The following is a 22,557-nucleotide window of genomic DNA, read 5'->3' as shown; positions in this document are numbered from 1 at the left end:
CTCATGCACCCAAGGCGTGGAGCGCCTTGGACAGCCGATCCCTATCGACTCGATGAAAACTGTGTTGTCGCCCGTTGAGGAGAACGACCGGAACGTCCCAGCCGTACTGCGCGGCCAGATCGTCATCCGTATCGATGTCGATCTCGGTCACGGTCACATCTCTGCCCGCAGCCACCTCGGTGACGGTCTGCAGCGCATCAGCGCACAGATGGCAGTCGACACGTGTGAGAAAGGTCAGATCGACCATGGCTCACTCCTCATCGGGTGCAACAAACCCCGCCGAGAAATCACTCGAGCGGGGGCGTAGGACCGTTGGGTCTTACTTCTTGTTGCGACGCTGGTGACGTGTCTTGCGAAGCTGCTTGCGGTGCTTCTTCTTCGACATACGCTTGCGGCGCTTCTTGATGACTGAGCCCACTCGGGTACCCCTTGTGCTTGTCGGTGGAGGGTGAACATCAGGTGCCCACCCATTGAACTAACCGTGCAATTCTATCGCTTGGCCGCCTGCTTTCCCAAAACTGTGTCCAGATCCACAACGGCGGTGCCGGGCGATCCGCGCGGACGCGGGGATCGGGTTCGGTCCGGGTGGCGTGCACGGCCGGGCCGGACTCGCGTTCGGCTGGGTCGACGGGCGTCGACCGATCTCGCTCAGTCGAAGCAGCCCCCGCTCAGTCGAAGTAGGGGTCGAGTGCGAAGAAAGGGAAGATGTTCTTCCGAGTGCCCATCACGGCACGGTCGAGTTCGACTTCGGGGTCGAACCCCTTCGACCATGGTTCGAACGCCCCATCGAAGCCGTCCGTCATCGACAGCGGCGCCTCGCGCCCGGTCTTCGTCTGCGCGTAGGAGGCCCAGCGTCCGGGGATCCGGGCTCCGGGATCGATATCGCGGCCGGCGGCGACGGCCAGCAGGTTCGCCCATGCGCGGGGCACGACGTCGATGATCGCGTAGCCCCCTCCCCCGACGGACAGCCAGCGTCCATCGGCATGGTCGACGGCGAGGTCGCGGATGCGTTCGGCGGCGATGCGCATCGCGTCGACGCTCAGGCGCATATGGGTCAGCGGGTCCGCCCGGTGACCGTCGCACCCGTGTTGGGAGACGACGACCTGAGGCTCGAAGGCTGCGACGACCTGCGGGACGGTGGCGTCGAAGGCGCGCAGCCAGTCCGCGTCGCCCGTGCGCGGGGGCAGAGCGATATTCACCGCCGAGGCGGCCGCCTTGAGTCCCCCGATATCGGCGGGGAATCCGGTGCCGGGGAAGAGGAACTTCCCCGATTCGTGGATCGAGATCGTGAGCACTCGCGGGTCGTCCCAGAAGAACGTCTCGACACCGTCACCATGGTGGGCGTCGATATCGAGGTAGACGATGCGCTCGTATCCGGCGTCGAGGAATTCGGTGATCGCTCCGGCCGCGTCGTTGTAGACGCAGAACCCGCTGGCCTTGCCGGGCATCGCGTGGTGCATTCCGCCGCAGAAGTTCACCGCGCGCCGAAAGTCTCCGGAGATGATCGCGTTCGCGGCGTTGACGCTGCCTTGGAACAGCAGCGCCGAGGCGGTGTGCATATTCTCGAACCCGGGAACATCCTCGGTGCCGATTCCGTATCTGTTCGCGTCCTGCTCCTCGAGGCCCTCCTCGGTGCCGGCCTGCTTGACCGCGGCGATGTAGTCGGGGTCGTGGAGGCGGGCGAGCTTCGCCTCGTCGATCTCACCGATGGGATTGACGTGGACGTTGTCTGCGTCGAAGAGTCCGAAGTCGTCGGCGAGCTTCGCTGTCAGGTCGAGCCTGAGAGGGTGCATGGGGTGGCTGGGACCGAAGTTGTAACCGGTCACCTCGTCGTCCCAAACGACATACACATCATTTTCGGCCATGCCCACCATGCTATATGGCACAGCTCACTTGCGCCGATTCCGGGGCCACCGGCTCTACCATGGTGCTTGTGTCCAAGAATTCCTCGCCGCGCTTCGATCGGCTGCTGAAGCCGGGCCGGTGGGTCCGTGACTTCGTCGACGACCTCGCCGTGGCCTCACCGGCTCGATTGGCGATCGGGTCCTTCGTCGCCGTCGTCGCGGCGTTCGCGATCCTGCTGATGCTGCCGGCGAGCATGCGCGACCCCGGTTCGGTCGATCAGGCCACGCACATCGCGAACTCGGTGTTCGTGGCGGTCTCAGCCGTGTGCGTGACCGGACTGACCCCGGTCGTCACGGAGGAGTACTGGTCGGACTTCGGGATCTCGGTCATCACCGCCGGCATCCAGGTCGGCGGTCTCGGAATCCTCACCCTCGCCTCGGTGCTGGGCATGGCGGTCTCCAGGAGGCTGGGAGTCCGGCAGCGCCTGATCGCTCAGCAGGCCACCTCGGCGCTCAATCTGGGCCAGGTCGGCTCGCTGCTCAAGACAGTGGTCATCACCATCTTCACCGCCGAGTCGATCCTCGCGGTGCTGCTGTTCCCACGGTTCCTCATCCGCGGGGAATCGCTCGGCGACTCCATCTGGTACTCGGTGTTCTACTCGATCTCGGCGTTCAACAACGCCGGTTTCACCATCCACGAAGGTGGGGCGGCGTACTTCGCCTCGGATCCGTGGATTCTGTCCCTGCTCATGGCGGGGGTTTTCGTCGGGTCGCTGGGGTTCCCCGTCGTGCTCATGGTCGCGATGTTCTGGAACCGGCCCAGCCGCTGGGATCTCCATACGAAGCTGACGTTGACTACTACGACGACGGTGCTGGCGATCGGACTGCTGCTGTTGGCGCTGTTCGAGTCGGCGAACCCAGCGACCCTGGGCGATAAGAATGCCGGCCACACCTTCGTCGAAGTGCTGTTCATGGCGGTCATGCCCCGATCCGGCGGCTTCGCGACGATGGAGGTCGCTGACATGAGCCAGGCGTCGCATCTGCTCATGGACCTCATGATGTTCATCGGCGGCGGTTCGTCGTCGACGGCCGGCGGAATCAAGGTGACGACGGTGGCCGTGCTCGTCCTCGCTGCGTATGCCGAGGCCAGGGGTCTGCAGGACGTGCATGTGTTCGGCCGGCGGCTGACGTCGTCGACGATCAAACTGTCGATCTCGATCCTGCTCACCGGTGCGATGATCGTCTTCATCGGCACCCTGACGATGCTGCAGATCAGTGCGGAACCGCTCGATCGGGTGCTGTTCGAGGTGATTTCCGCCTTCGGCACCGTGGGTCTGAGCTCCGGGGTGTCGGCGACCTCGCCGGATTCGGGACTCTATGTTCTGTCGGTGATCATGCTCATCGGTCGACTCGGTACGATTACACTGGCGGCTGCACTGTCTATGCAGGATTCGGTGCGCCTGTACCGCTACCCCGAGGAAAGGCCGGTCGTTGGCTAACGAACACACTTCAATCCTGGTCATCGGACTGGGGCGTTTCGGGTCCTCGACCGCGGCGACTCTTGCCCGCCTGGGGCGCGAGGTCATGGCCATCGAGCACAACCCCGAGCTCGTCAAGGATTGGAGCGGCAAACTCACGCACGTCGTCGAAGCCGATTCGACGAACATCGACGCACTGCGGCAGGTCGGTGCCGGTGACTTCTCGACTGCCGTCGTCGGGATCGGAACCTCGATCGAAGACAGCGTGCTCACGACCGCCAACCTCGTCGACCTGGGCGTTTCGCAGGTGTGGGCGAAGGCGATCTCGCCGTCGCACGGCAAGATCCTCCACCGCATCGGCGCCCACCATGTGCTCTACCCGGAGTCGGACGCAGGTCGCCGCGTCGCCCACCTGGTCAGCTCCAGGATGATGGAGTACATCGAGTTCGATGAGGGCCATTTCGCCGTGGTGAAGATGCGGCCGCCGCGGGAGATCCAGGGCTTCACTCTCAGCGAGTCCGGTGTCCGCGACAAGTACGGAGTGACGATCGTGGGCATCAAGAGCCCCGGCCGCGACTTCACCTACGCCGATCCGACGACCCGCGTGGGCAAACAGGATCTGCTCATCGTCGCCGGTCACGTCGAGCTGCTCGGCCGCTTCGCCGGCCGCCCGTAGGCTGCGAAGCGGTGCCAGAGGTAACCGCGGGTTCAAAGCGTGAATGCAGTGACTTCGATCGGGGCATCTGCATTTCGAAGCAGTTGGCGCACCGGTCAGGTCCGACACCACCGCGGCGGCACACGCTGCGAGCGGCGATCACCCCGCATCGTGGGTCTCGGATCGCTGGCATAGCCAGTGTGGGTGCGCGGTATGAGAGCGGGCGACGGGAATCGAACCCGCGTCATCGGCTTGGGAAGCCGAAGCTTTACCATTAAGCTACGCCCGCACATCACCCGTGGTCGGCAGACATTCACCCAGGTGAAACCCGGTGCAGACATACCGCGATCGGCAACTCGAACCAGTCTACAGCTTCCCACCTCGGGTGCATCACATCCATTCGCCATATGCGCACCCACGACGCCCACCAAGCTGCATTCCACTGGCCATTCTGCCGCGGCCAGCGACAATCGCTGGTCAGAAGTGTGGACGCAGTGACTTCGGTCAGGGCATCTGCATTTCGAAGCAGCTGAACACTTGTCTGGTCGCACAGCAATGTCTCGCCACGGCTGTTAAGTCCGGCTCTGCCGGGCACCGGACCGTTTTCGCGGGGCGATGAACGCCCTGAGCTGCGGGGCCTGCCCGAAGAGTTTGGTTGCGCACTCTTCAAGGTGGGTCACCTCGTCGAAGCTCAGACGGACGATTCTGTACCCGAGCTCCAGCAGCCGATTGAATTGACGGACCTCTTTCCGAATGAGCCGAACTCCGTTATCGGCATATTTGGAGAAGCCGTCGATGAGCACGATAGTCCGCGACTTCTCGTGCAGAAAGTCCACGCGAGCGATGACCGTGTGCCCGTCCCGGATCCTGACTTGCTGGCTGAATCCGGTCAGTCTCAGCTGCATGAGGTTGTACACGAAACGGCTCTCTGCGTAGCTTTCCGACAGCGGCCCCGCTGAAGACAGCAGACGTTGAGCTCTCGCTTGGCCCTTTGACAGCCGGCCGAGCACAGGCATGAAGTCTTCAGCAATGCAGAGCTCAGCTAATCCCAAAGTGTCCGGCGGATATCCGAATCTTGCCGCCTCGTCGGCCCCTTCGTCAGACCCGAATGCTGATCTGCGCAGACACCGTTCGAGTGCGACGAAGCCCTCCGGTTCACCAAGTTGGCCGATAAGATCGAAGGCGGTGCGAATGGGTGAAGTCAACGACATCTTGCCTATGCGAACGACGTCCTCTTCAGGAACGGTCTTCGACGTCCTCGACACGTCGGCGCTGTTGTGTCGCTTCTTCGGGTGAGCGATGAAGACCTTCCCCCGAGGCGGTCGATGCAGCGGAAGGTCATGGACGAATGCGGCGGAGACTCCCCAGATCACGTCGTCAAATCGGTAGTGCGGGTACGAAGCCACTCGCAGCTTCTCGAACATATCGAGGAGTTCGAAACGAGGCCTCCCCGACTCCGGGTCGGTCTGCTCGACGACTCTGTGAATCCACGCTTCGTCCGTGATGAACTCCGCTATCGCACCATGTCTGAGATTCGAGCAGCGGGCGATGACAGAATACATCCCTTGAGTGAGTGCCAAAAGGCAGCAGTCTTTGGCGTCACGGATGCATCTGCTCTGCACCCCACGCGCCCTGAGTTCACTGGTGCGGACCACGTTGTACATGCGGCAAGACTGTCGCTACGAATGAGACTCCGACAAGGCCTCCTCAACCGCCTGTGGAATCGCCCTCGGCATCCACACCCATAAGACGTCCGAGTCCGCATGCTGTCAACAGTCCACGGCGTTTGAGTCAGCGGCGCCTCCGCCCCCGCGTGGTACTCGATTGCAGCCGAGTTCTCAGCGCAAGGGTGCGTGCGCCGAGATGGTCACGACGCGGCCATAACGCTGCGGTATCCACAACCGCGTGTTCGAAGTGCATGCGTGCTGATCGGAATCGGGTCGTCTGCACTTCGAACACGCGGATGGCGGAATGGGTCAGTGCTCGACAGCCTCCTCGGCGCCGAATCCGGTATGGGCACGGACGTCCATTTCGGCGGCCAGCTCGGGACTCTCCACCGTTCGATCCGTCACCGAGGCGATCCACCCGAGGATGAAGCCGAGCGGGATCGAGATGATGCCGGGGTTCGACAGCGGGAAGATCGCGAAGTCGGCACCGGGGATCATCGCGGTCTCGGAGCCGGAGACGACCGGCGAGAAGGCGATGAGCACCATCGCCGAGATCAGTCCGCCGTAGATCGACCACACCGCACCGCGGGTGGTGAAGCGCTTCCAGAACAGCGAGTACACGATCGTGGGCAGGTTCGCGCTGGCGGCGACGGCGAAGGCCAGCGCCACAAGGAATGCGATGTTCTGCCCCTGCACTCCGATGCCGCCGATGATCGCGACCGCACCGATGACGACGACGGTGCGACGGGCGATCTTGACCTCCGCCTCGGAGTCTTCGACCTTGCCCCTCTTGATGACGTTTGCGTAGATATCGTGAGCGAACGAGGCCGCCGCGGTGATCGCCAGGCCCGCCACCACCGCGAGGATCGTGGCGAACGCGACCGCGGAGATGAAGCCCATGAGCAGCGGCCCTCCGAGCTGCAGCGCCAGGAGCGGCGCCGCGGAGTTCACGCCGCCAGGAGCGTTCTTGATCGCGTCGGCGCCGACGAGTGCGGCCGCACCATAGCCGAGCACGAGGGTGAAGAGGTAGAACGCACCGATGAGCCAGATCGCCCACACCACGGATCGGCGAGCTTCCTTAGCCGTGGGGACGGTGTAGAAGCGCATGAGCACGTGGGGCAGACCCGCCGTGCCCAGCACGAGCGCCAGTGCCAGGGAGATGAAGTCGAGCGGATTCTCGCCGTACTGCAGACCCGGGTTGAGGACGCCTTCCCCGACTCCTTCGGCTGCGTTGTCCACGGCCGAGGCCAGCAGGGTCGAGAGGCTGAAGCCGTTGAGTGCGAGCACCCAGATGGTCATGGCGAAAGCACCGGCGATGAGCAGAATCGCCTTGACGATCTGCACCCAGGTGGTGCCCTTCATTCCGCCGACGAGAACGTAGATGATCATCAGCGCGCCGACGACGGCGATGACCAGCGACTGGCCGACCTTGCCGTCGATCCCCATGAGCAGAGACACGAGCCCGCCGGCACCGGCCATCTGCGCGAGCAGGTAGAAGAAGCAGACCGCCAGGGTCGACAGGGCTGCTGCCATGCGTACGGGGCGCTGTTTGAGGCGGAAGGACAGCACGTCGGCCATGGTGAATTTGCCGGTGTTGCGCATGAGTTCGGCGACGATGAGCAGAGCGACGAGCCAGGCGACGAGGAAGCCGATCGAGTAGAGGAATCCGTCGTAGCCGTTGACGGCGATCGCACCGCAGATGCCGAGGAAGGATGCGGCAGAGAGGTAGTCACCGGCGATGGCGAAGCCGTTCTGCGGTCCGGTGAACGACCGGCCACCCGCATAGTAGTCCGAGGCGGATCTGTTGTTGCGGCTGGCCCGCAGAACGATGAACATCGTGACCGCGACGAATGCGGCGAAGATCGTGATGTTGAGGACCGGGTTGTTCTCCACCTCGGTGGTCGCTGCGCTGAGGAGGTCGACTCCCGAAGCGACGAAGTCTCCGATTGCCAGAGTGCTCATGAGCGGTGTCCTTCCGATTCGGCCTGCAGTCGTTCACGGATCGCCTCCGCGGGAGGGTCGAGCTTCTTGTTGGCGAACGAGACGTAGAACATCGTGATCGCGAAGGTCGTCACGAACTGCAGCAGCCCGAATACGAGTCCGATGTTGATCTCCCCCACGACCTTCGTCGACATGAAGTCGTGGGCGTACGTGCTGAGGATGACGTAGAGGAAGTACCAGACGAGGAACGCGATCGACAGCGGGATCACCACCGAGAAGCGCTTGCGTTTGAGGGCCTTGAACTCCGGCTTCTCCTCCTCTGCGAGGAAGTCAACACCGGTGTTGACAGGGTCAGTCATTCTTTCTCCTTTGAATGGACAGAACATCAGTGTCCTGAATCACATGACCCAAAGGTAACGTTCAGCATGCGCTAGGGAATACCACCGAAAGTTGGTAGCTTGTTCACATGAATGCGCACGCCAAGGAAACGCGGGCACTCAAGGTCGAGACCCGTCGCCTATTCGTCGAAGCCGTCGATTCCCTGCACCAGAGCGGCACCGGTGACGTCGTCTTCGGAGGTATGGTCGAAGAGGATTCGGTCGCGGTCGAAGCCGTCGCCGGAGCCGACAAGGACCTGCTCTCGAACCTCATCGTCAGCACCGGGCGCGGCCTCGGCGGTCGGGCCATGACCGAAGGCACTCCGCAGCTGACCCGCGACTATGAGATCGACCCGCTCATCACCCACCATTACGACGAGGAGGTGCTCGGCGAGGGCATCCGCGTCCTCGTCGCCGTCCCGACTCTGCACGGCGGTGAGGTCACCGGTATGGTCTACTGCGGCCACCGCGCGGACTACAACGCCGCTGCCCCGCAGACGGGAGACCTCGTCAGACGGGTACGACAGCTTTCGGTCGATCTCGCTCGACTCGGATACCGGCAGGAACCGCGCGGCCCTGTCAAGGAGGAACCGCTCTACCCGGATCTGGATCCCTCGGGACGCGAAGCTCTCCGGCACACCTATGCCGAGCTGAGGGCGATCCGCTCCGGGATCGTCGATGAGGAGACCAGGGAGAAGCTCACCGGCATCGAGGCGCGCCTGGCCGATATTCTCTCCGGACACAATCCGGAGAGCTTCCAGACGCCGGTACCCGCAGTCAGGCTGTCGCCGAGGGAGACCGACATCCTCTCGCATGTCGCCTTGGGATGGCCGAATGCCCGCATCGCCGAGGCGCTGTCGCTGCGCGAGTCGACGGTGAAGTCCTATCTCAATACGGCGATGGTCAAGCTCTCGGCACGGACCCGGCATGAGGCCGTGTCGATCGCCCGCTCGTCCCACGTCCTCCCCTGAACGGGGAGATCCGGCTCAGCCGTTGATGACCTCGGAGTTCTCCTGTTCCATCTCCAGGGAACGGTCTGCTGCCGCCTGCGCGGCCGCCTCGGCGATATCGAAGATCCCGGAGTCGAGGAACTGCTGGAGACCGGCCAAGGTCGTTCCGCCCTTGCTGCTCACGGCCTGACGCTGAGCGGCGGGGTCGGGCTTCTCGGTCAGGAGTCGGCCGGCACCGTCGGCGGTGGCCACGACCATCTGGCGGGCGACGTCCTCGCTGAGACCCTGCTTGACGCCCGCGGCAATCATGGCTTCGGCGAGGAGGAAGAAGTACGCCACTCCGGACCCGGAGATGCCGGTCATGGCCGGGATCTGGGATTCGTCGAGATCGACGACGAGGCCAGCGCCCGACAGCAGGGACTTCAGTGTGTCCACACTGGCGGCGGTCACCTCGGCGGTGGGGGCCAGTGCGATGACGCCGTGGCCGATGGCGCTCGGCGTGTTCGGCATGATCCGCACGATCGGATTCTCGGGGGCGAGCTTCGCAAGGTCAGCCGCGGCGACACCGGCTGCCATGGACACGAGCACGGAGTCCCGGTCGAGGTCGTCGGTGAGCTCGCGCAGGGTATCGGCCATCATCCACGGCTTCACACCGAGGAAGACGAAATCGGCGCTGGACACGGCTTTCCGATTCGCTTCGGCGTCATCCTCCAGCGAGGTGACCGTGGCGGTGGGCAGATCACTGCGGAGCCGCTGCGCCGAGTCGGTCGAGTTCGTCGTCGCGCGGACGGTGATGCTCGCGTCGGCGGTGAGGATTCCCTGGATGAGGGCCGTGCCCATGTTGCCGGTTCCGATGGAGGCGATGGTGGTCAAAGTGCGTCAGCCTTTCGATATCTGATGTGCGGTGGTCGGTGGGTGTCCATGCGCTGAAGCGTGCCGATGCGTGACCGAGCGAAGCGAGGCGAAGACGGGCAGGGTGATGTGCGAGGTCGCAGGCGCTCGCAGGGTCAGCTCTCGGCGCCGGATGATCCGGACTGCGAGGACTTGTGCTCGGAGGTGCGGGTGTGGCTGTGGGCGTTGCGACGTGGAGTATCCGCGTCGAGGCCGAGGTGCTCACGGGCGAAGGCGATGGAGTCGGCGAGCATCTTCTCGCGCGCTGACTGTCTGCGGACGAATCGGGTGTTGACCTCGACGACGACGTCGCCCTGCCAATTGTGTTTGGCGAGGTACTGCAGGGTCTCGGCGACGGGCATGGTGCCTTCGCCCGGAACGAGATGTTCGTCCTTGAGGGAGCCGGCACCGTCGGTGAGGTGGACGTGACGGAGCTGGTCGAAGATCTCGCTCACCGTCTCCAATGCGTTCATGCCGGCGGTGGAGGCGTGGGAGAAGTCGAAGGTGAGGTCGTCGTAGTCCTCGTCCAGGGGGTTCCAGTCGGGGTAGTAGACCTGGATCTCGCGCAGGCCGGCCCGCCAGGGGTACATGTTTTCCACGGCCAGTCTCACACCGGTCTCCTGGGCGACCTGGCGGACGCCGTCGACGAAGCCGAGGGCGTATTCGCCCTGCCAGCGGAACGGCGGGTGGAGGACGACCGTGTCGGCGCCCACTGCCTTGGCGAGGTTCGCGGTGATCCGCAGCTTCTCCCAATGGTCTTTGTGCAGCACTCGGGGCAGGAACAGCAGGGTCGGGGCGTGCAGGGAGATGACGTCGAGTCCGGTGTCGCCGGCGAGCCCGTTGATGAGGTCGACGTCGCGGGTCTCGGTGTTATGGGTGACCATGATCTCGACGCCGTCGTAGCCGTGTTTGGCTGCCTGGGTGAAGGTCTCTTCGACGGTCATGGGTGAGACGGAGGAGCTGGAGAGGCCGAGCCTGATCCGGTTGTCGGAGACGTGATGGGCGTCTTTCTCATAGACGTCGTGTTTGTCGAAGTACTCCTTATGGCGCTTCGAATTCGAGCGCGCAGAATTCTTGGTGGTCAACACCTTCCGCTGGGACTTCGACTTCTTGCTCATCTCTTCCAGTCTAACGCGGCTCCCCCTCCCCAGAACTACCTGACGGCGGCCCAGCAACCTCGCGCGAGGTTGCTGGGCCGCCGTCAGGTAGTAATTCAGGCGTAGAGGGCTTCGGTGTCGTCGTCGACCCATTTCTTCGACTTCTCCACCGCCTTGTTCCAGAGGCGGTAGAGGCGGTCGACCGTCTCGTCGTCCATCGACGGGTTCCAGCGCTTGTCCTCGCGCCAGTTGCCCTTCACGTCGTCCTCACCGTTCCAGAACTTCACGGCGATGCCTGCCGCATAGGCCGCACCCAGTGCCGTGGTCTCGATGACCTCGGGACGGATGACGGGCACGCCGAGGAGGTCGGCCTGGAACTGCATGAGCGTCTCGTTGGCGACCATGCCTCCGTCGACCTTGAGCTCGGTGAGTTCGACACCGGAGTCGAGGTTCATCGAGTCGAGGACCTCGCGCGACTGGAAAGCCACGGATTCCAGGGCGGCACGGGCGATGTGGTTCTTGTTCACATACCGGGTCAGACCCACCATCACGCCGCGAGCATCGGACTCCCAGTGCGGGGCGAAGAGTCCGGAGAACGCCGGCACGATATAGCAGCCGCCGTTGTCCTCGACCTGTTTGGCCAGGGTCTCGACCTCGGGGGCGTCCTTGATGATGCCGAAGTTGTCGCGCAGCCACTGCACGAGCGAACCGGTCACCGCCACCGACCCCTCGAGCGCGTAGACGGCATCGTCCTCGCCGATCTTGTACGCGACCGTGGTGAGCAGACCGTTCTTGCTGGCCACCGGCTCATTGCCGGTGTTGATGAGCATGAAGTTGCCGGTGCCGTAGGTGTTCTTCGCCTGACCCTTCTCGAAACAGGCCTGACCGAACGTCGCAGCCTGCTGATCGCCGAGGATGCCGCAGATCGGGGTGTCGATGATGAGTCCGTTCTTCGCCCCGTAGCCGTAGATCTCCGAGCAGGACTTGATCTCGGGCAGCATCTCGAGGGGAATGCCCATATCTGCCGCGATGTCAGGGTTCCAGTCGAGGGTGTCGATGTTCATCAGCATCGTCCGCGAGGCGTTGGTGACGTCGGTGACGTGGATTCCGCCGTTGACCCCGCCGGTGAGATTCCAGATCACCCAGGTGTCCATGGTGCCGAAGAGCAGGTCCCCGGCCGCGGCGGCTTCCTTGACCCCGTCGACGTTGTCGAAGATCCATTTGGCCTTCGGGCCGGCAAAGTAGGTCGCCAGGGGCAGACCCACCCGGTCCTTGTACTTGTCCGGTCCTTCGTCCCCGGCGAGTTCGTCGCAGACCTTCTGGGTGCGTGCGTCCTGCCACACGATGGCGTTGTAGACGGGTTCGCCGGTGTTCTTGTTCCAGATGACGGTGGTCTCACGCTGGTTCGTGATGCCCACGCCCTCGAGCTGGTGGCGGTTGATATTCGCCCGAGCCAGGGCCTGGCCGATCGCCTCGTTGGTGTTCTTGATGATCTCAACCGGGTCGTGCTCGACCCAGCCGGCGCGAGGGAAGATCTGCTCGTGTTCCAGCTGGCCGGACGACACGATCTGCCCGTCATGGTTGAAGACGATCGCCCGCGACGAGGTGGTGCCCTGGTCGATGGCGAGGATGAACTTTTCCTGACTCATTCTGACTCCTGTGTCGAAGTGGTTTGTCTGTGAGCGTGCTCAGTTGTCTGTGATCGTACTCAGACGAATGCCTGGGAGGCCAGACCGGCGACGACGCCGCCGACCAGCGGTCCGGCGATCGGCACCCACGAGTACGCCCAGTCGGAGCCGCCTTTGTTCGGGATCGGCAGCAGTGCGTGGACGATGCGCGGACCGAGGTCACGCGCCGGGTTGATGGCGTAGCCGGTGGGTCCGCCCAGCGAAGCGCCGATGACGACGACGAGGAGGCCGACGGCCAAGGGTCCAAGCTCGTGTGGGGTCTTGCCGAAGAGGAGGATGACGAACACGAGGACGAATGTCGCGATCACCTCGGTGACGAAGTTCCAGCCGTAGGAGCGGAGCTCCGGACCGGTGGAGAAGGTGCCGAGGATGTTGCCAGCGTCCTTCTCCTCGTCGTAATGCTTCTTGTACACGGCCCACGCGAGGACCGCGCCGAGCATCGCTCCGATCATCTCGGCCGCGAGATAGGCGATGGTGTTGCCGAAAGTCACGGCGATGCCGGGTGCATATTCGTCGGCTCCGCTGGCGAGGATGCCGAAGGTCACGGCGGGGTTGAGGTGTGCGCCGGTCTTATAAGCGACGAAGACACCGGCGAAGACCGCGAGGCCCCAGCCGAAGGAGATCAGCAGCCAGCCTCCGCCGTTGCCTTTGGTCTTGCCGAGGACGACATTGGCGACGACGCCGACGCCGAGCAGCATGAGCATCGCCGTACCGGCGATCTCGAAGAGGAAGATGGTGCCCATATCTCACAAACTCCTATTGTTTGTCTTTCCGGAGGGTGTCCCGGTCGATGGTCGACCCGGAGGGTGCTCCGGGGTCGGTCGATATTCGATTGTCGGTATTCGGTTGTGGTCCCGCACTTCTCTGTGAACGGTTCAGTGGAGGGTCGCACCGACCAGGGCCGCCGCCGAGGCGTCATCGTCGGTGGATTCGGCCGCGACCTGGGCGTCGACGTGGGCGTTGAACGCCTCGACCTCGGCCGTCTGCCGGTCGTCGTCCCACCCGAGGACGGGTGCGACGATGGCCGCGACCGCCTCGGCGGCGTTCTTCCCCCGGTCGCGAGTCTCGTAGTTCAGCCGCATCCGCCGCTCCAGGATGTCGCCGAGGTGGACGGCCCCCTCCGCGGCGGCCGCGTAGTGGGCTTCGACGCGCAGGTAGCGTTCGGCGCCGTCCAAAGGCTGTCCGAGCTCCGGATCCTCATCGACGAGGTCGAGCAGATCCTCGATGAGGGTGCCATAGCGGCGGATGAGTCGTTTGACGCGGTACTCGTCCCATCCGTACTTCTCCGCGATTCCGGATTGGCCGCGCCTCAGTGCACCGACGCCCTGGGCACCGAGCAGCGGCACGGATTCGGTGAGTGACCTGCGGTCCTTCGCATCGTCGCCGAGGACGAAATCGACGGCGTCTTCGGCCATCACTCGGTAGGTGGTGAACTTGCCGCCGGCGATCGCGGCGAGGGCCGGCTCGACCTCCATCACGGTGTGTTCGCGGGAGACCTTCGTCGAGGCCTGTCCTTCCTTGACGACCGGCTGGAGCAGCGGACGCAGTCCCGAGTAGACGCCGATGACATCCTCGCGGGTGAGTTTGTCGGCGAGGATGGCGTTGGCATGTTCGAGCAGGTAGTCGATGTCCTGCGAGGTCGCCACCGGTGCGTCGACGTCTTCGTTCCACGGGGTGTCGGTGGTGCCGATGACCCAGTAGCCTTCCCAGGGGATGACGAAGAGGACGGACTTCTCCGTCTTCGAGATGATTCCGGTGTTCGGGTCGGCCTTGATCTTGTCTTCGGCCACGGTGATGTGCACGCCCTTCGAGGCGAGCACCTTGAGCCCGGCATCGGCCTTCGCCAGATCCTGCTGCTCTTCGGTCCAGACTCCCCCGGCGAGGATGGTGCGGCGAGCGTGGATGTCGAACTCCTCACCGGTGATCTCGTCCCGGGCGTGGACGCCGGTGACCTGATCGCCGTCGTGGAGGTAGCCGATGACGGAGACGTGGTTGGCGGCAGCGGCTCCGTAGCTCACGGCCGAGCGGACCAGGTTCATGACGAAGCGGGCGTCGTCGACCTTCGCGTCATAGTATTCGAGGGCTCCGACGGCGGCGTCGTCGGCCAAGCCCGGGAAGTGGGCGCTCAGTGCCTTCTTCCCGAGGTGGCGGTGCATCGGCACAGCCCGTTTGCGGCCCGGCCGGGTGGCCATCGTGTCGTAGAGGAGCACGCCGGAGCCGATGAAGGCCCGGTCGATGAGGCGGTGCTCGAAGGGGAATACGAAGGCGACGGGTTCGACGAGGTGCGGCGCGGTGTGCTGGAGCAGCAGGTCGCGTTCCTTGAGCGCCTCCGCGACGAGCTTGAAGTCGAGCATCTCGAGGTACCGCAGTCCGCCGTGCATGAGCTTCGAGGACCGGGACGAGGTACCCGAGGCCCAGTCCTTGGCATCGACGACGCCGACCTTGAGTCCGCGGGTGGCTGCGTCGAAGGCCGATCCTGCTCCGGTCACTCCCCCGCCGACGACGAAGACGTCGAGCGGGTCGGCCGCGCTCGTCTTCTTCAGAGTCTCCAGCGCCTGGTCGCGGAAGTTCGGGGACAGCTCACCATTTCGCATCAGCAGATTCGTGCTTTCCGTCAGAAGATTCGGGCTTTCACCGATGTCGGCACGGGCAGATCAGTGCGGGTGCCGCCTCGGCGACTAATCAAAAACTAGCAGGCGAACCTGAATTCCGGTAGCAATCCGACAGATGCGAAGGCGGCTCAACCGTGTCCGGAAACGTCGGCGTGCGACCCGCCGAAGGCTCAGTCGAGGGCGGCGACGGGCTCGACGCGCATCGCCGATGACTGTTCGGCCGAGTCGAGGAGGTCGAGTTTGCGCATGATGATGCCTTCACGCAGCGCCCATGGGGAGATGTTCATGACGCCGATGTCGAAGATCGTGAAGGCCGCCTCGGCGACGATCGCTCCGGCCAGCACCTGTCCGGCTCGGGCTTCGGAGACGCCGGGCAGGGTGGCACGTTCCTCGGGGGTGCGGGAGGCGAGGGTGTCGATGATGCCTTCGAGGTCGCGGCGGAAGAGCTTCCGCGGAGCATAGATTCCGTCTCCGCTCGGGGCTGCGCCGGCGATGCGGGCCAGCGAGCGGAAGGTCTTCGACGACCCGACGACCTGGTCGGGCACTCCGACCCTGTTGATGTCGCCGGCGATGCGTCCGATCTGCGCCCGGGCATGTTTGCGCAGGCGGTGGATGTCCTCTTCAGTGGGCATCGGGTCCGGGAGGAACTCGGAATAGGTGCGTCCGGCGCCGAGCGGAACCGACACGGCCGCCTGCGGGTATTCGTCCTGACCCGCCGCGATCTCGAGCGAGCCGCCGCCGATGTCGAGCAGCAGGATCTTCCCGGCCGACCACCCGAACCAGCGGCGGGCGGCGAGGAAGGTCACGCGGGCCTCGTCCCGACCCGACATCACGTTGAGGGTGACCCCGAGCTGAGCGTTGATCGATTCGATGAGTCCGATCCCGTTCGGAGCTTCCCTGACCGCCGAGGTGGCGAAGGCGAGGATCTGCTCCGCGCCTTGGTCTTCGGCGATCTCGACGGCATCGGCGATGAAGGAGCGCAGCCGTTCCTGCCCTTCGGAGTCGATCGTTCCGTCGTCGCTGAGGAATTCGGCGAGTCGGAGCACCTCCTTGTGCGAGGTGGCCGGCAGGGGCGGTGCTCCGACGTGGGCGTCGACGACCAGGAGGTGGACGCTGTTGGAGCCGATATCGAGGACTGCTAGGCGCATTCGCTCAGTTTATCCTCTCCGCGGGACTCCGTGAGAACGAACCTGGGGACCGTTCTGCCATGCGGATTTGGCGAAGCCGAATTCCGGCGGCTCCTTGGCGAAGAAGGCTTCCTGACCGCGGATGATCTCGTCCCGGTAGGCGTCATCGAGCCACCGAGGCGGCTCCGTGTCCTCCGTCAGTTCACCGTCGAGGATCGCCTTGGCACCGACCTGGCTGAGCCGGGACAGTCCCACGATCCGCTCCCCCAGGGCCTGTGCCGTCTCGAGCGGGGTGTCGGAGACTTCGTGGAAGAACCCGAGTTCGGCCATCTTCTCGAACTTCACGATCGAGGCCGTGATGAGCAGGTACCGTGCCCAGGCGTCGCCGAGGATCTCAGCCAGCCGCTTCGTGGGTCCGGCCGGGTACACGAGTCCGAGTTTGGCTGCGGTGACGCCGAAGATCGATCCGGGGGCGGCGATGCGGATGTCGCAGGCCGCGGCGATCTCCGTCCCTCCGCCCACGCAGTTGCCGGTGATCGCGGCGATCGTCGGTGTCCGCGAGCTCGCAAGGGCCGCCTCGGCGGTGGAGTTGAGTTCCCAGAAGTCCGCGAGTGCGACGTTGAGGTCGGCGATGTCCGAACCGGCGGAGAAGTGCCCGCCGGCCCCGGTGATCACCAGCGCGCCGATCGAATCGTCGGCATCGACGTTCGCGATGATCTGCGGCAGCGCCCGCCACATGGGCCGGGAGATCGCATTGCGTTTTTCGGTCCGATCAATGACGAGGGTTCCGACCCCACCGGAGACGGTGAAGTCGAAACCCTCGAGATCGACCGGACGGTAGGAGCCGTCTGGTCTCATATGTGTGTTCTGCCTTTCGAGAGGTCAGCCCCGGTTGTCGGGAACCTCGCGCTGGTCCTCACCGTCGTAGGCGCTCAGGGGACGGATGAGGGCGTTGTTCGCCTGCTGCTCGAAGATATGAGCGGTCCAGCCGGTGATGCGTGCCATCACGAAGATCGGGGTGAACTGCTCGGTGTCGAAGCCCATGAGGTGGTAGGCCGGGCCCGAGGGGTAGTCGAGGTTCGGGTAGATGCCCTTGCGCCCGACGAAGTCCTCTTCGAAGGTGTTGTACAGATCCAGCAGATCGTTCGCACCCTTCACCGCGACCATGTCCTCGAAGGCCTTGCGCATGGTGGGAACGCGCGAATCTCCGTTCTTGTACACGCGGTGGCCGAAGCCCATGATCTTCGCCTTCTTCGCCAGTGCCTCGTCGATCCAGGCCGAAGCCTTATCGGCGGTGCCGACCTCTTCGAGCATCGCCATGACGGCTTCGTTCGCTCCGCCGTGCAGGGGTCCCTTGAGCGCCCCGACGGCACCGGCGACTGCCGAGTACAGGTCCGATGTGGTCGAGGTGATGACTCGACCGGTGAAGGTCGAGGCGTTGAACGAGTGCTCGGCGTAGAGGATCATCGACACGTCGAAGCAGCGTACGACCTCCTCGGCAGGAACTTCGTCGAAGACCATCTTGAAGAAGTTTGCGGCGTAGCCGAGGTCCTTCGTCGGGGCGACGGGGTCGAGGCCGTGACGGCGACGGTGGTCGATGGCCACGATCGTCGGCAGCTGGGCGTAGAGACGCTCGGCCTTCGCGAGGTTCGCCTCGGCACCCTCGGTGTCGGCCTCGGGGTCGACGGCGCCCAGGTAGGCCACAGCCGTCTGCACGACGTGCATCGGGTGGCAGTCCTTGGGCAGGCCGAGGATGAGGTCGACGAGCTTGCCATCGATCTCACGCTGGGAGCGTTCGCGTTCCTGGAATTCCGCCAGCTGCGCCTCGGTGGGCAGTTCGCCGTTCCAGATGAGGTAGGCGACGTCCTCGAAGCTGCGCTTGGCGGCGAGCTCCTGCACGGGGTAGCCGCGGTAAGTCAGCGAGTTGGTCTCCTGGACCACTTTGGACACTGCGGTGGTGTCGACCACGACACCGGCGAGGCCCTTCTTGATTTCTTCGGTCACTGGTGACCCTCCTGTGAGAAGTTGAAGACTGCGGCATCGAACTCGTTGTACGCCGCGTAGTCGATCGTGTCATACAGGTCCGCGCGGGTCTGCATGCCCTCGAGCAGGTCCACCTGAGTGCCCTTGTCCCGAATGGTCTGCAGGCCCGATTTGATCGCACCCATGGCGATGCGCAGAGTCGTGACCGGGTAGATCACAAGTTTGACTCCGACATTCGCCAACTGTTCGGTGGTGAACAGTTCGCTCTTTCCGAATTCCGTCATGTTCGCCAGGATCGGCACATCGACGCTGGAGGCGAATCTCTCGAACTCTCCGAGATCTCGCATCGCCTCTGGGAAGATCATGTCCGCTCCCGCATCGGCGTAGGCCTTCGCCCGGTCGATGGCGGCGTCGAGGCCTTCCCCTGCGCGGGAGTCGGTGCGGGCGCAGATGACGAAGTTCTCGTCTCGGCGCCCCTTGACGGCGGCCTTGATGCGCTTGGACATCTCGGCCGCGGTCACGACCTCCTTGCCGTCGAGGTGGCCGCAGCGCTTCGGGTTGACCTGGTCCTCCAGGTGCATGCCCGAGATTCCGGCGTCCTCGAACTCCTGGACGGTGCGGGCCACATTCATGGCTTCGCCCCATCCGGTGTCGGCGTCGATGAAGGTCGGCAGGTTCGTCACTCGGGCGATATTGCGTCCGTGGTCGGCCACCTCGGTGAGGGTGGTCAGTCCGATATCGGGCAGACCCATGGCCGCGGAGAACGCGCCACCGGAGATGTAGACGCCTTCGAAGCCGGTCTGCTCGATGATCTGAGCGTTGATCGGGTTGATGGCGCCGGGGAACTGGACGATCTCGTCGCCTGCGAGCAGCTCGCGGAACTTGGCGCGGCGCTCGGCGGGGGTTGCCTGTGCACCGAGCATCAGAAGATGCCCTTCGATCCGCTGTGCTCGAGTCCGTCGACCGTGAAGCTCAGTTCCGCAACGCCCTTGGCGTCGAGGCTCTCGAGGTTCTCGGCGAGATCGAGGAACCGGGTCTGCTCCGAATCGGAGACGATGCCCTCGGCCAGGGTCTTGAACTTCTCGATGTAGTTCGCACGGGCGAAGGGACGGGCGCCGAAGGGGTGGGCGTCGGCGACGGCGATCTCGTCGGTCAGCGTCGAGCCGTCCTCGAATTCGATCTCCACGCGTCCGCCGAAGGCCTTCTCGTTCGGGTCGATCGAGTGGTAGCGGCGGGTCCACTCGGGATCCTCGGTGGTCTCGATCTTGTGCCACAGCTCGACGGTGTCGGGACGGCCGGCGCGTTCGGGAGCGTATGAGTGCTCGTGGTGCCAGCCCTGGTCCTGCATGGCCACGGCGAAGATGTACATGATCGAGTGATCGAGGGTCTCACGGCTGGCCTTCGGATCCATCTTCTGCGGATCGTTCGCACCGGTGCCGATGACGTTGTGGGTGTGGTGCGAGGTGTGGATGACGATGCGCTTGATCTTCGAAAGGTCCTCGATCTGCCCGCCAAGCTTGCGGGCGAGGTCGATGAGCGCCTGAGCCTGGTACTCGGCCGAGTGCTCCTTGGTGTAGGTGTCGAGGATCGCACGCTTCGATTCGCCCTTGCCCGGCAGCGGGATGGTGTAGCGGGCTTCGGGGCCGGAGAGGATCCAGGCGATGAAGCCGTCCTCGCCTTCGTAGATCGGGTTCGGGGCTCCCTCGCCGCGCATCGCACGGTCGACGGATTCGACGGCCATCTTGCCGGCGAACGCCGGAGCGTGGGCCTTCCAGGACGAGATCTCGCCCTTACGCGACTGACGGGTCGCGGTGGTCACATGCAGGGCCTGCTGGACGGCCTGGAAGGTGATCTCGGTGGGCAGGTGGAGCAGGGCGCCGATGCCGGCTGCGGCCGAGGGGCCCAGGTGGGCGACGTGGTCGATCTTGTGCTCGTGCAGGCACATTCCCTTGACGAGGTCGACCTGGATCTCGTAGCCGGTGGCGATGCCGTTGATGAGGTCCTTGCCGCCGATGCCCTTGTGCTGGGCGACTGCGAGCACTGCCGGGATGTTGTCACCGGGGTGTGAGTACTCTGCGGCGAGGAAGGTGTCGTGGAAATCGAGTTCGCGCACGGCCACACCGTTGGCCCAAGCGGCCCATTCCGGTGAGAAGCGGTCGGTCACCGGCAGGCCGAAGATGTTGGCACCGGGATTGAACGGGTGAGCCTGAGCCTGCTCGCGAGCGTGGGTGGGAGCGGAGCGGCGCACGGATGCGGCAGCGACGGAAGCGTTGTCGATGACGCGGTTGATGACCATTTCGGTGACTTCGGAATCGACCGGCGTCGGGTCGGATGCGACCTCGGCGATCTTCCATGCGAGCTGATCTTCGCGAGCCAGGTTCTCTGAGCTCTTGTAGGTGCGGACTTCATGATTGATCATGGATACCCCTTCATAGTCCTTGACCGGAAATGGTCACATAGTGCTGACACAACTGTAGGCCACGTCACTCGACAGGTCCCTGCCGGTCGGAAATTTATCTCGACATCAAGATATTTTACCCGAAGCGTGTCCCAGTTCACCAACGGGGTCCCCATGCTCTTCTGCCGCGAGGGATGGTTGTGGGAATATTGGGTCATGACTCGGACTGCCCTGGACTTCGACGAGAACTGGTTCGACGACGCGGAATACGCGCGCCTGCGCAGACGCATGCCGATCCCCTATGTCAACGCCATCCCAGTGCGGGTGGGCGAGACCGGCAATGTCGAACGCATCGGCCTGCTGCTGCGCAGCCTCGAGGACGGCACCCTCGGACGCGAGGTCGTAGGCGGGAGGATCCGCTTCCACGAGACGATCCGAACCGCATTGGTGCGTCATGCCGAGAACGACCTCGGCCCGATGGCGCTGCCGGTCATTCCGCCTGCAATCAGCCCGTTCCACATCGCCGAGTACTTCCCCACCGAGGGTTCGGCCCTCCTCCACGATCCGCGCCAGCATGCGATCGCCATGTGCTTCATCATGGAGGTCCGCGGCGAATGCACCCCGCGGGCCGATGCCCTCAGCCTCGATTGGCTGACCCCCGAGGAGACCATGCGTCCCGATATCGTCGGCGAGCTCTGCTACGGCCAGGACCATATCCTGCGCATCGCACTGGCCCATCTGGGCTTCCGCGTCTGAGCCAGATGCACGCCCAGGTGAGACGGACCTTCTCGCCCCACGTTTTTTCTACAAGTTGTAGAACCGTCTTGGTAGACTGAAAGCGACGCGGACGATACCGCCAGTCGGGGCCGTCGTCGGCGTCTGGGTTGGACAGGCCCCGATCGAGAGGTGCGAGATGTCTGCTCAAACCAGTTCGTCCGAATCCGGCCTCAGCCTCGAACTCGGCGTCCTCGTCGGCTTCGACGGCTCGGAACTCGCCGCCCAAGCCGTCCGCTACGGCGCAGTCGAGGCCGAACGCCGCAGAACTGTTCTCACCGTCGTCACCGCCTATGAGCTGCCGACGATGATCTATCCGAATATGGCCTCCATCCCCAGTGAACCCGAGGATGACAAGGCGAAGAAGGAAGCAGAGAAGACCCTCGCCGAGGCGGTCGAACTTCTGCGCGATTACTCCGGTGAGAAGTCCTTCCGCACGGCACCCGGCAATTCCGCCGGTGCGCTCGTCACGCTCAGCGCCGATGCCGAGGTCGCCATCGTCGGCGCCCGCGGCCGCGGCGGTTTCATGGGTCGAGTCCTCGGATCCGTGTCCACGGCGCTGCCTGCCCACGCTCACTGCCCGACGATCGTCGTTTCCGAACGGTCGGCCTCGGCAACGGCCGGCAACGGCCCAGTCGTCGTCGCGGTCGACGGTTCCGACAGCGGTCGGGTCGCCATGTTCACGGCAGCCGCCGAGGCCGCCTTACGCGGCACGGAACTCGAACTCGTCGTGGTGCTGCCGGCCGGTGAGGAATGGCTCTACTGGTACCCCGACCTCGAACTCAGCTCCGAGGTCACCGCGCGTCGGCAGAGGCAGCTGTCCGAATCACTCGAGACGGAAGCCGGGACGCTGTCGGAGCAGTTCCCGGATCTGACGGTGACCACCTCGGTGCCGGTCGGCGATCCGACTGAGACTCTTGTCGAGATCAGCTCCCGCGCACAGCTGACGGTGATGGGCACCCGTGGGCGCGGACGGATCCGCAGCGCACTGCTGGGATCCGTCTCGCGCGGAGTCCTCAACCACGCCGAAGGCCCGGTCATGGTGGTTCCCAGCTGATCGGCAGCGCCGTGCTGA

At 64.3% G+C, this 22,557-nt stretch carries 21 protein-coding genes and 1 tRNA gene; 5 read left to right on the top strand and 17 right to left on the bottom strand.

What is annotated here, in order from left to right; translation table 11 throughout:
• Nucleotide 1: 1 nt before the first annotated feature.
• From AC239G_RS05500 to AC239G_RS05490, 3 genes are all read right to left on the bottom strand, one after another.
• Complete coding sequence (locus AC239G_RS05500) at nucleotides 2-247, bottom strand: glutaredoxin family protein (protein WP_139468613.1); 246 nt, start codon at nucleotides 245-247, stop codon at nucleotides 2-4.
• A gap of 72 nt (nucleotides 248-319) precedes the next feature.
• The gene (locus AC239G_RS05495; RefSeq protein WP_009882927.1) at nucleotides 320-418 is read right to left on the bottom strand and encodes a 30S ribosomal protein bS22; all 99 of its coding nucleotides are present in this window, start codon (nucleotides 416-418) and stop codon (nucleotides 320-322) included.
• Between the two features lie 250 nt (nucleotides 419-668).
• A complete protein-coding gene (locus AC239G_RS05490) occupies nucleotides 669-1,865 on the bottom strand; it encodes an acetoin utilization protein AcuC (protein WP_487489942.1) in 1,197 nt (398 codons plus the stop codon).
• Between the two features lie 59 nt (nucleotides 1,866-1,924).
• On the opposite strand from AC239G_RS05490, the gene AC239G_RS05485 reads away from it, so the two are divergent.
• The gene (locus tag AC239G_RS05485) at nucleotides 1,925-3,343 is read left to right on the top strand and encodes a TrkH family potassium uptake protein (protein ID WP_229664137.1); all 1,419 of its coding nucleotides are present in this window, start codon (nucleotides 1,925-1,927) and stop codon (nucleotides 3,341-3,343) included.
• Complete coding sequence (locus tag AC239G_RS05480) at nucleotides 3,336-3,998, top strand: potassium channel family protein (protein WP_101546810.1); 663 nt, start codon at nucleotides 3,336-3,338, stop codon at nucleotides 3,996-3,998. The genes AC239G_RS05485 and AC239G_RS05480 overlap by 8 nt, the downstream gene beginning before the upstream one ends.
• 197 nt (nucleotides 3,999-4,195) lie before the next feature.
• Here AC239G_RS05480 and AC239G_RS05475 read toward each other — a convergent pair.
• The 4 genes from AC239G_RS05475 to AC239G_RS05460 form a co-directional block, all read right to left on the bottom strand.
• A tRNA-Gly gene (locus tag AC239G_RS05475) sits at nucleotides 4,196-4,266 on the bottom strand.
• Between the two features lie 283 nt (nucleotides 4,267-4,549).
• Nucleotides 4,550-5,557 (bottom strand): hypothetical protein, encoded by a 1,008-nt coding sequence (locus tag AC239G_RS05470; RefSeq protein WP_172173729.1) that lies wholly within the window; start codon nucleotides 5,555-5,557, stop codon nucleotides 4,550-4,552.
• 396 nt (nucleotides 5,558-5,953) lie between these two features.
• Nucleotides 5,954-7,606: a solute symporter family protein gene (locus tag AC239G_RS05465; protein ID WP_446655887.1), complete on the bottom strand. Its 1,653-nt coding sequence runs from the start codon at nucleotides 7,604-7,606 to the stop codon at nucleotides 5,954-5,956.
• A complete protein-coding gene (locus AC239G_RS05460; RefSeq protein WP_139468617.1) occupies nucleotides 7,603-7,944 on the bottom strand; it encodes a DUF485 domain-containing protein in 342 nt (113 codons plus the stop codon). The genes AC239G_RS05465 and AC239G_RS05460 overlap by 4 nt, the downstream gene beginning before the upstream one ends.
• Nucleotides 7,945-8,051: 107 nt before the next feature.
• Here AC239G_RS05460 and AC239G_RS05455 point away from each other — a divergent pair, with 107 nt between their 5' ends.
• The gene (locus AC239G_RS05455; protein ID WP_446655888.1) at nucleotides 8,052-8,933 is read left to right on the top strand and encodes a helix-turn-helix transcriptional regulator; all 882 of its coding nucleotides are present in this window, start codon (nucleotides 8,052-8,054) and stop codon (nucleotides 8,931-8,933) included.
• Nucleotides 8,934-8,948: 15 nt separating this feature from the next.
• On the opposite strand, the gene proC is transcribed toward AC239G_RS05455, so the two are convergent.
• From proC to AC239G_RS05405, 10 genes are all read right to left on the bottom strand, one after another.
• Nucleotides 8,949-9,785 carry a pyrroline-5-carboxylate reductase gene (proC, locus tag AC239G_RS05450; protein ID WP_446655889.1) on the bottom strand — a complete coding sequence of 279 codons (837 nt, stop codon included), beginning with the start codon at nucleotides 9,783-9,785 and terminating at the stop codon, nucleotides 8,949-8,951.
• 134 nt (nucleotides 9,786-9,919) lie between these two features.
• Complete coding sequence (locus tag AC239G_RS05445) at nucleotides 9,920-10,921, bottom strand: sugar phosphate isomerase/epimerase family protein (protein ID WP_139468620.1); 1,002 nt, start codon at nucleotides 10,919-10,921, stop codon at nucleotides 9,920-9,922.
• A gap of 95 nt (nucleotides 10,922-11,016) precedes the next feature.
• Nucleotides 11,017-12,549 carry a glycerol kinase GlpK gene (gene glpK, locus AC239G_RS05440; RefSeq protein WP_487489941.1) on the bottom strand — a complete coding sequence of 511 codons (1,533 nt, stop codon included), beginning with the start codon at nucleotides 12,547-12,549 and terminating at the stop codon, nucleotides 11,017-11,019.
• A 59-nt stretch (nucleotides 12,550-12,608) separates the two neighbouring features.
• Nucleotides 12,609-13,331, bottom strand: coding sequence for an MIP/aquaporin family protein (locus tag AC239G_RS05435; RefSeq protein ID WP_139907252.1), 723 nt, complete (start codon nucleotides 13,329-13,331; stop codon nucleotides 12,609-12,611).
• A 132-nt stretch (nucleotides 13,332-13,463) separates the two neighbouring features.
• Nucleotides 13,464-15,182 (bottom strand): glycerol-3-phosphate dehydrogenase/oxidase, encoded by a 1,719-nt coding sequence (locus AC239G_RS05430; RefSeq protein WP_487489940.1) that lies wholly within the window; start codon nucleotides 15,180-15,182, stop codon nucleotides 13,464-13,466.
• A 188-nt stretch (nucleotides 15,183-15,370) separates the two neighbouring features.
• Nucleotides 15,371-16,348: a Ppx/GppA phosphatase family protein gene (locus AC239G_RS05425; RefSeq protein WP_139468624.1), complete on the bottom strand. Its 978-nt coding sequence runs from the start codon at nucleotides 16,346-16,348 to the stop codon at nucleotides 15,371-15,373.
• A 9-nt stretch (nucleotides 16,349-16,357) separates the two neighbouring features.
• Entirely contained in the window at nucleotides 16,358-17,185 is an 828-nt protein-coding gene (locus AC239G_RS05420; protein ID WP_446655892.1) for an enoyl-CoA hydratase/isomerase family protein, read from the bottom strand.
• A gap of 24 nt (nucleotides 17,186-17,209) precedes the next feature.
• Nucleotides 17,210-18,331, bottom strand: a complete 1,122-nt coding sequence (locus tag AC239G_RS05415) for a bifunctional 2-methylcitrate synthase/citrate synthase (RefSeq protein WP_139468626.1) — start codon at nucleotides 18,329-18,331, stop codon at nucleotides 17,210-17,212.
• A complete protein-coding gene (gene prpB / locus AC239G_RS05410) occupies nucleotides 18,328-19,233 on the bottom strand; it encodes a methylisocitrate lyase (RefSeq protein ID WP_139468627.1) in 906 nt (301 codons plus the stop codon). Before prpB ends, AC239G_RS05415 begins: the two co-directional genes overlap by 4 nt.
• Nucleotides 19,233-20,729: an MmgE/PrpD family protein gene (locus AC239G_RS05405; protein WP_139468628.1), complete on the bottom strand. Its 1,497-nt coding sequence runs from the start codon at nucleotides 20,727-20,729 to the stop codon at nucleotides 19,233-19,235. The genes prpB and AC239G_RS05405 overlap by 1 nt, the downstream gene beginning before the upstream one ends.
• A gap of 195 nt (nucleotides 20,730-20,924) precedes the next feature.
• Between AC239G_RS05405 and AC239G_RS05400 the strand changes: the two genes are divergently transcribed.
• Nucleotides 20,925-21,464, top strand: a complete 540-nt coding sequence (locus AC239G_RS05400; RefSeq protein ID WP_139468629.1) for a DUF4916 domain-containing protein — start codon at nucleotides 20,925-20,927, stop codon at nucleotides 21,462-21,464.
• A gap of 157 nt (nucleotides 21,465-21,621) precedes the next feature.
• On the top strand, nucleotides 21,622-22,539 hold the full coding sequence (locus AC239G_RS05395) for a universal stress protein (protein WP_139468630.1): 918 nt from the start codon (nucleotides 21,622-21,624) through the stop codon (nucleotides 22,537-22,539).
• The last annotated feature ends 18 nt before the right edge of the window (nucleotides 22,540-22,557 follow it).

The sequence above is a fragment of the Brevibacterium sp. Lmc1 genome (genome assembly GCF_057654315.1).
Note: the sequence above shows the minus strand (reverse complement) of the source record. Positions and strands in the feature narration are given on the sequence as shown.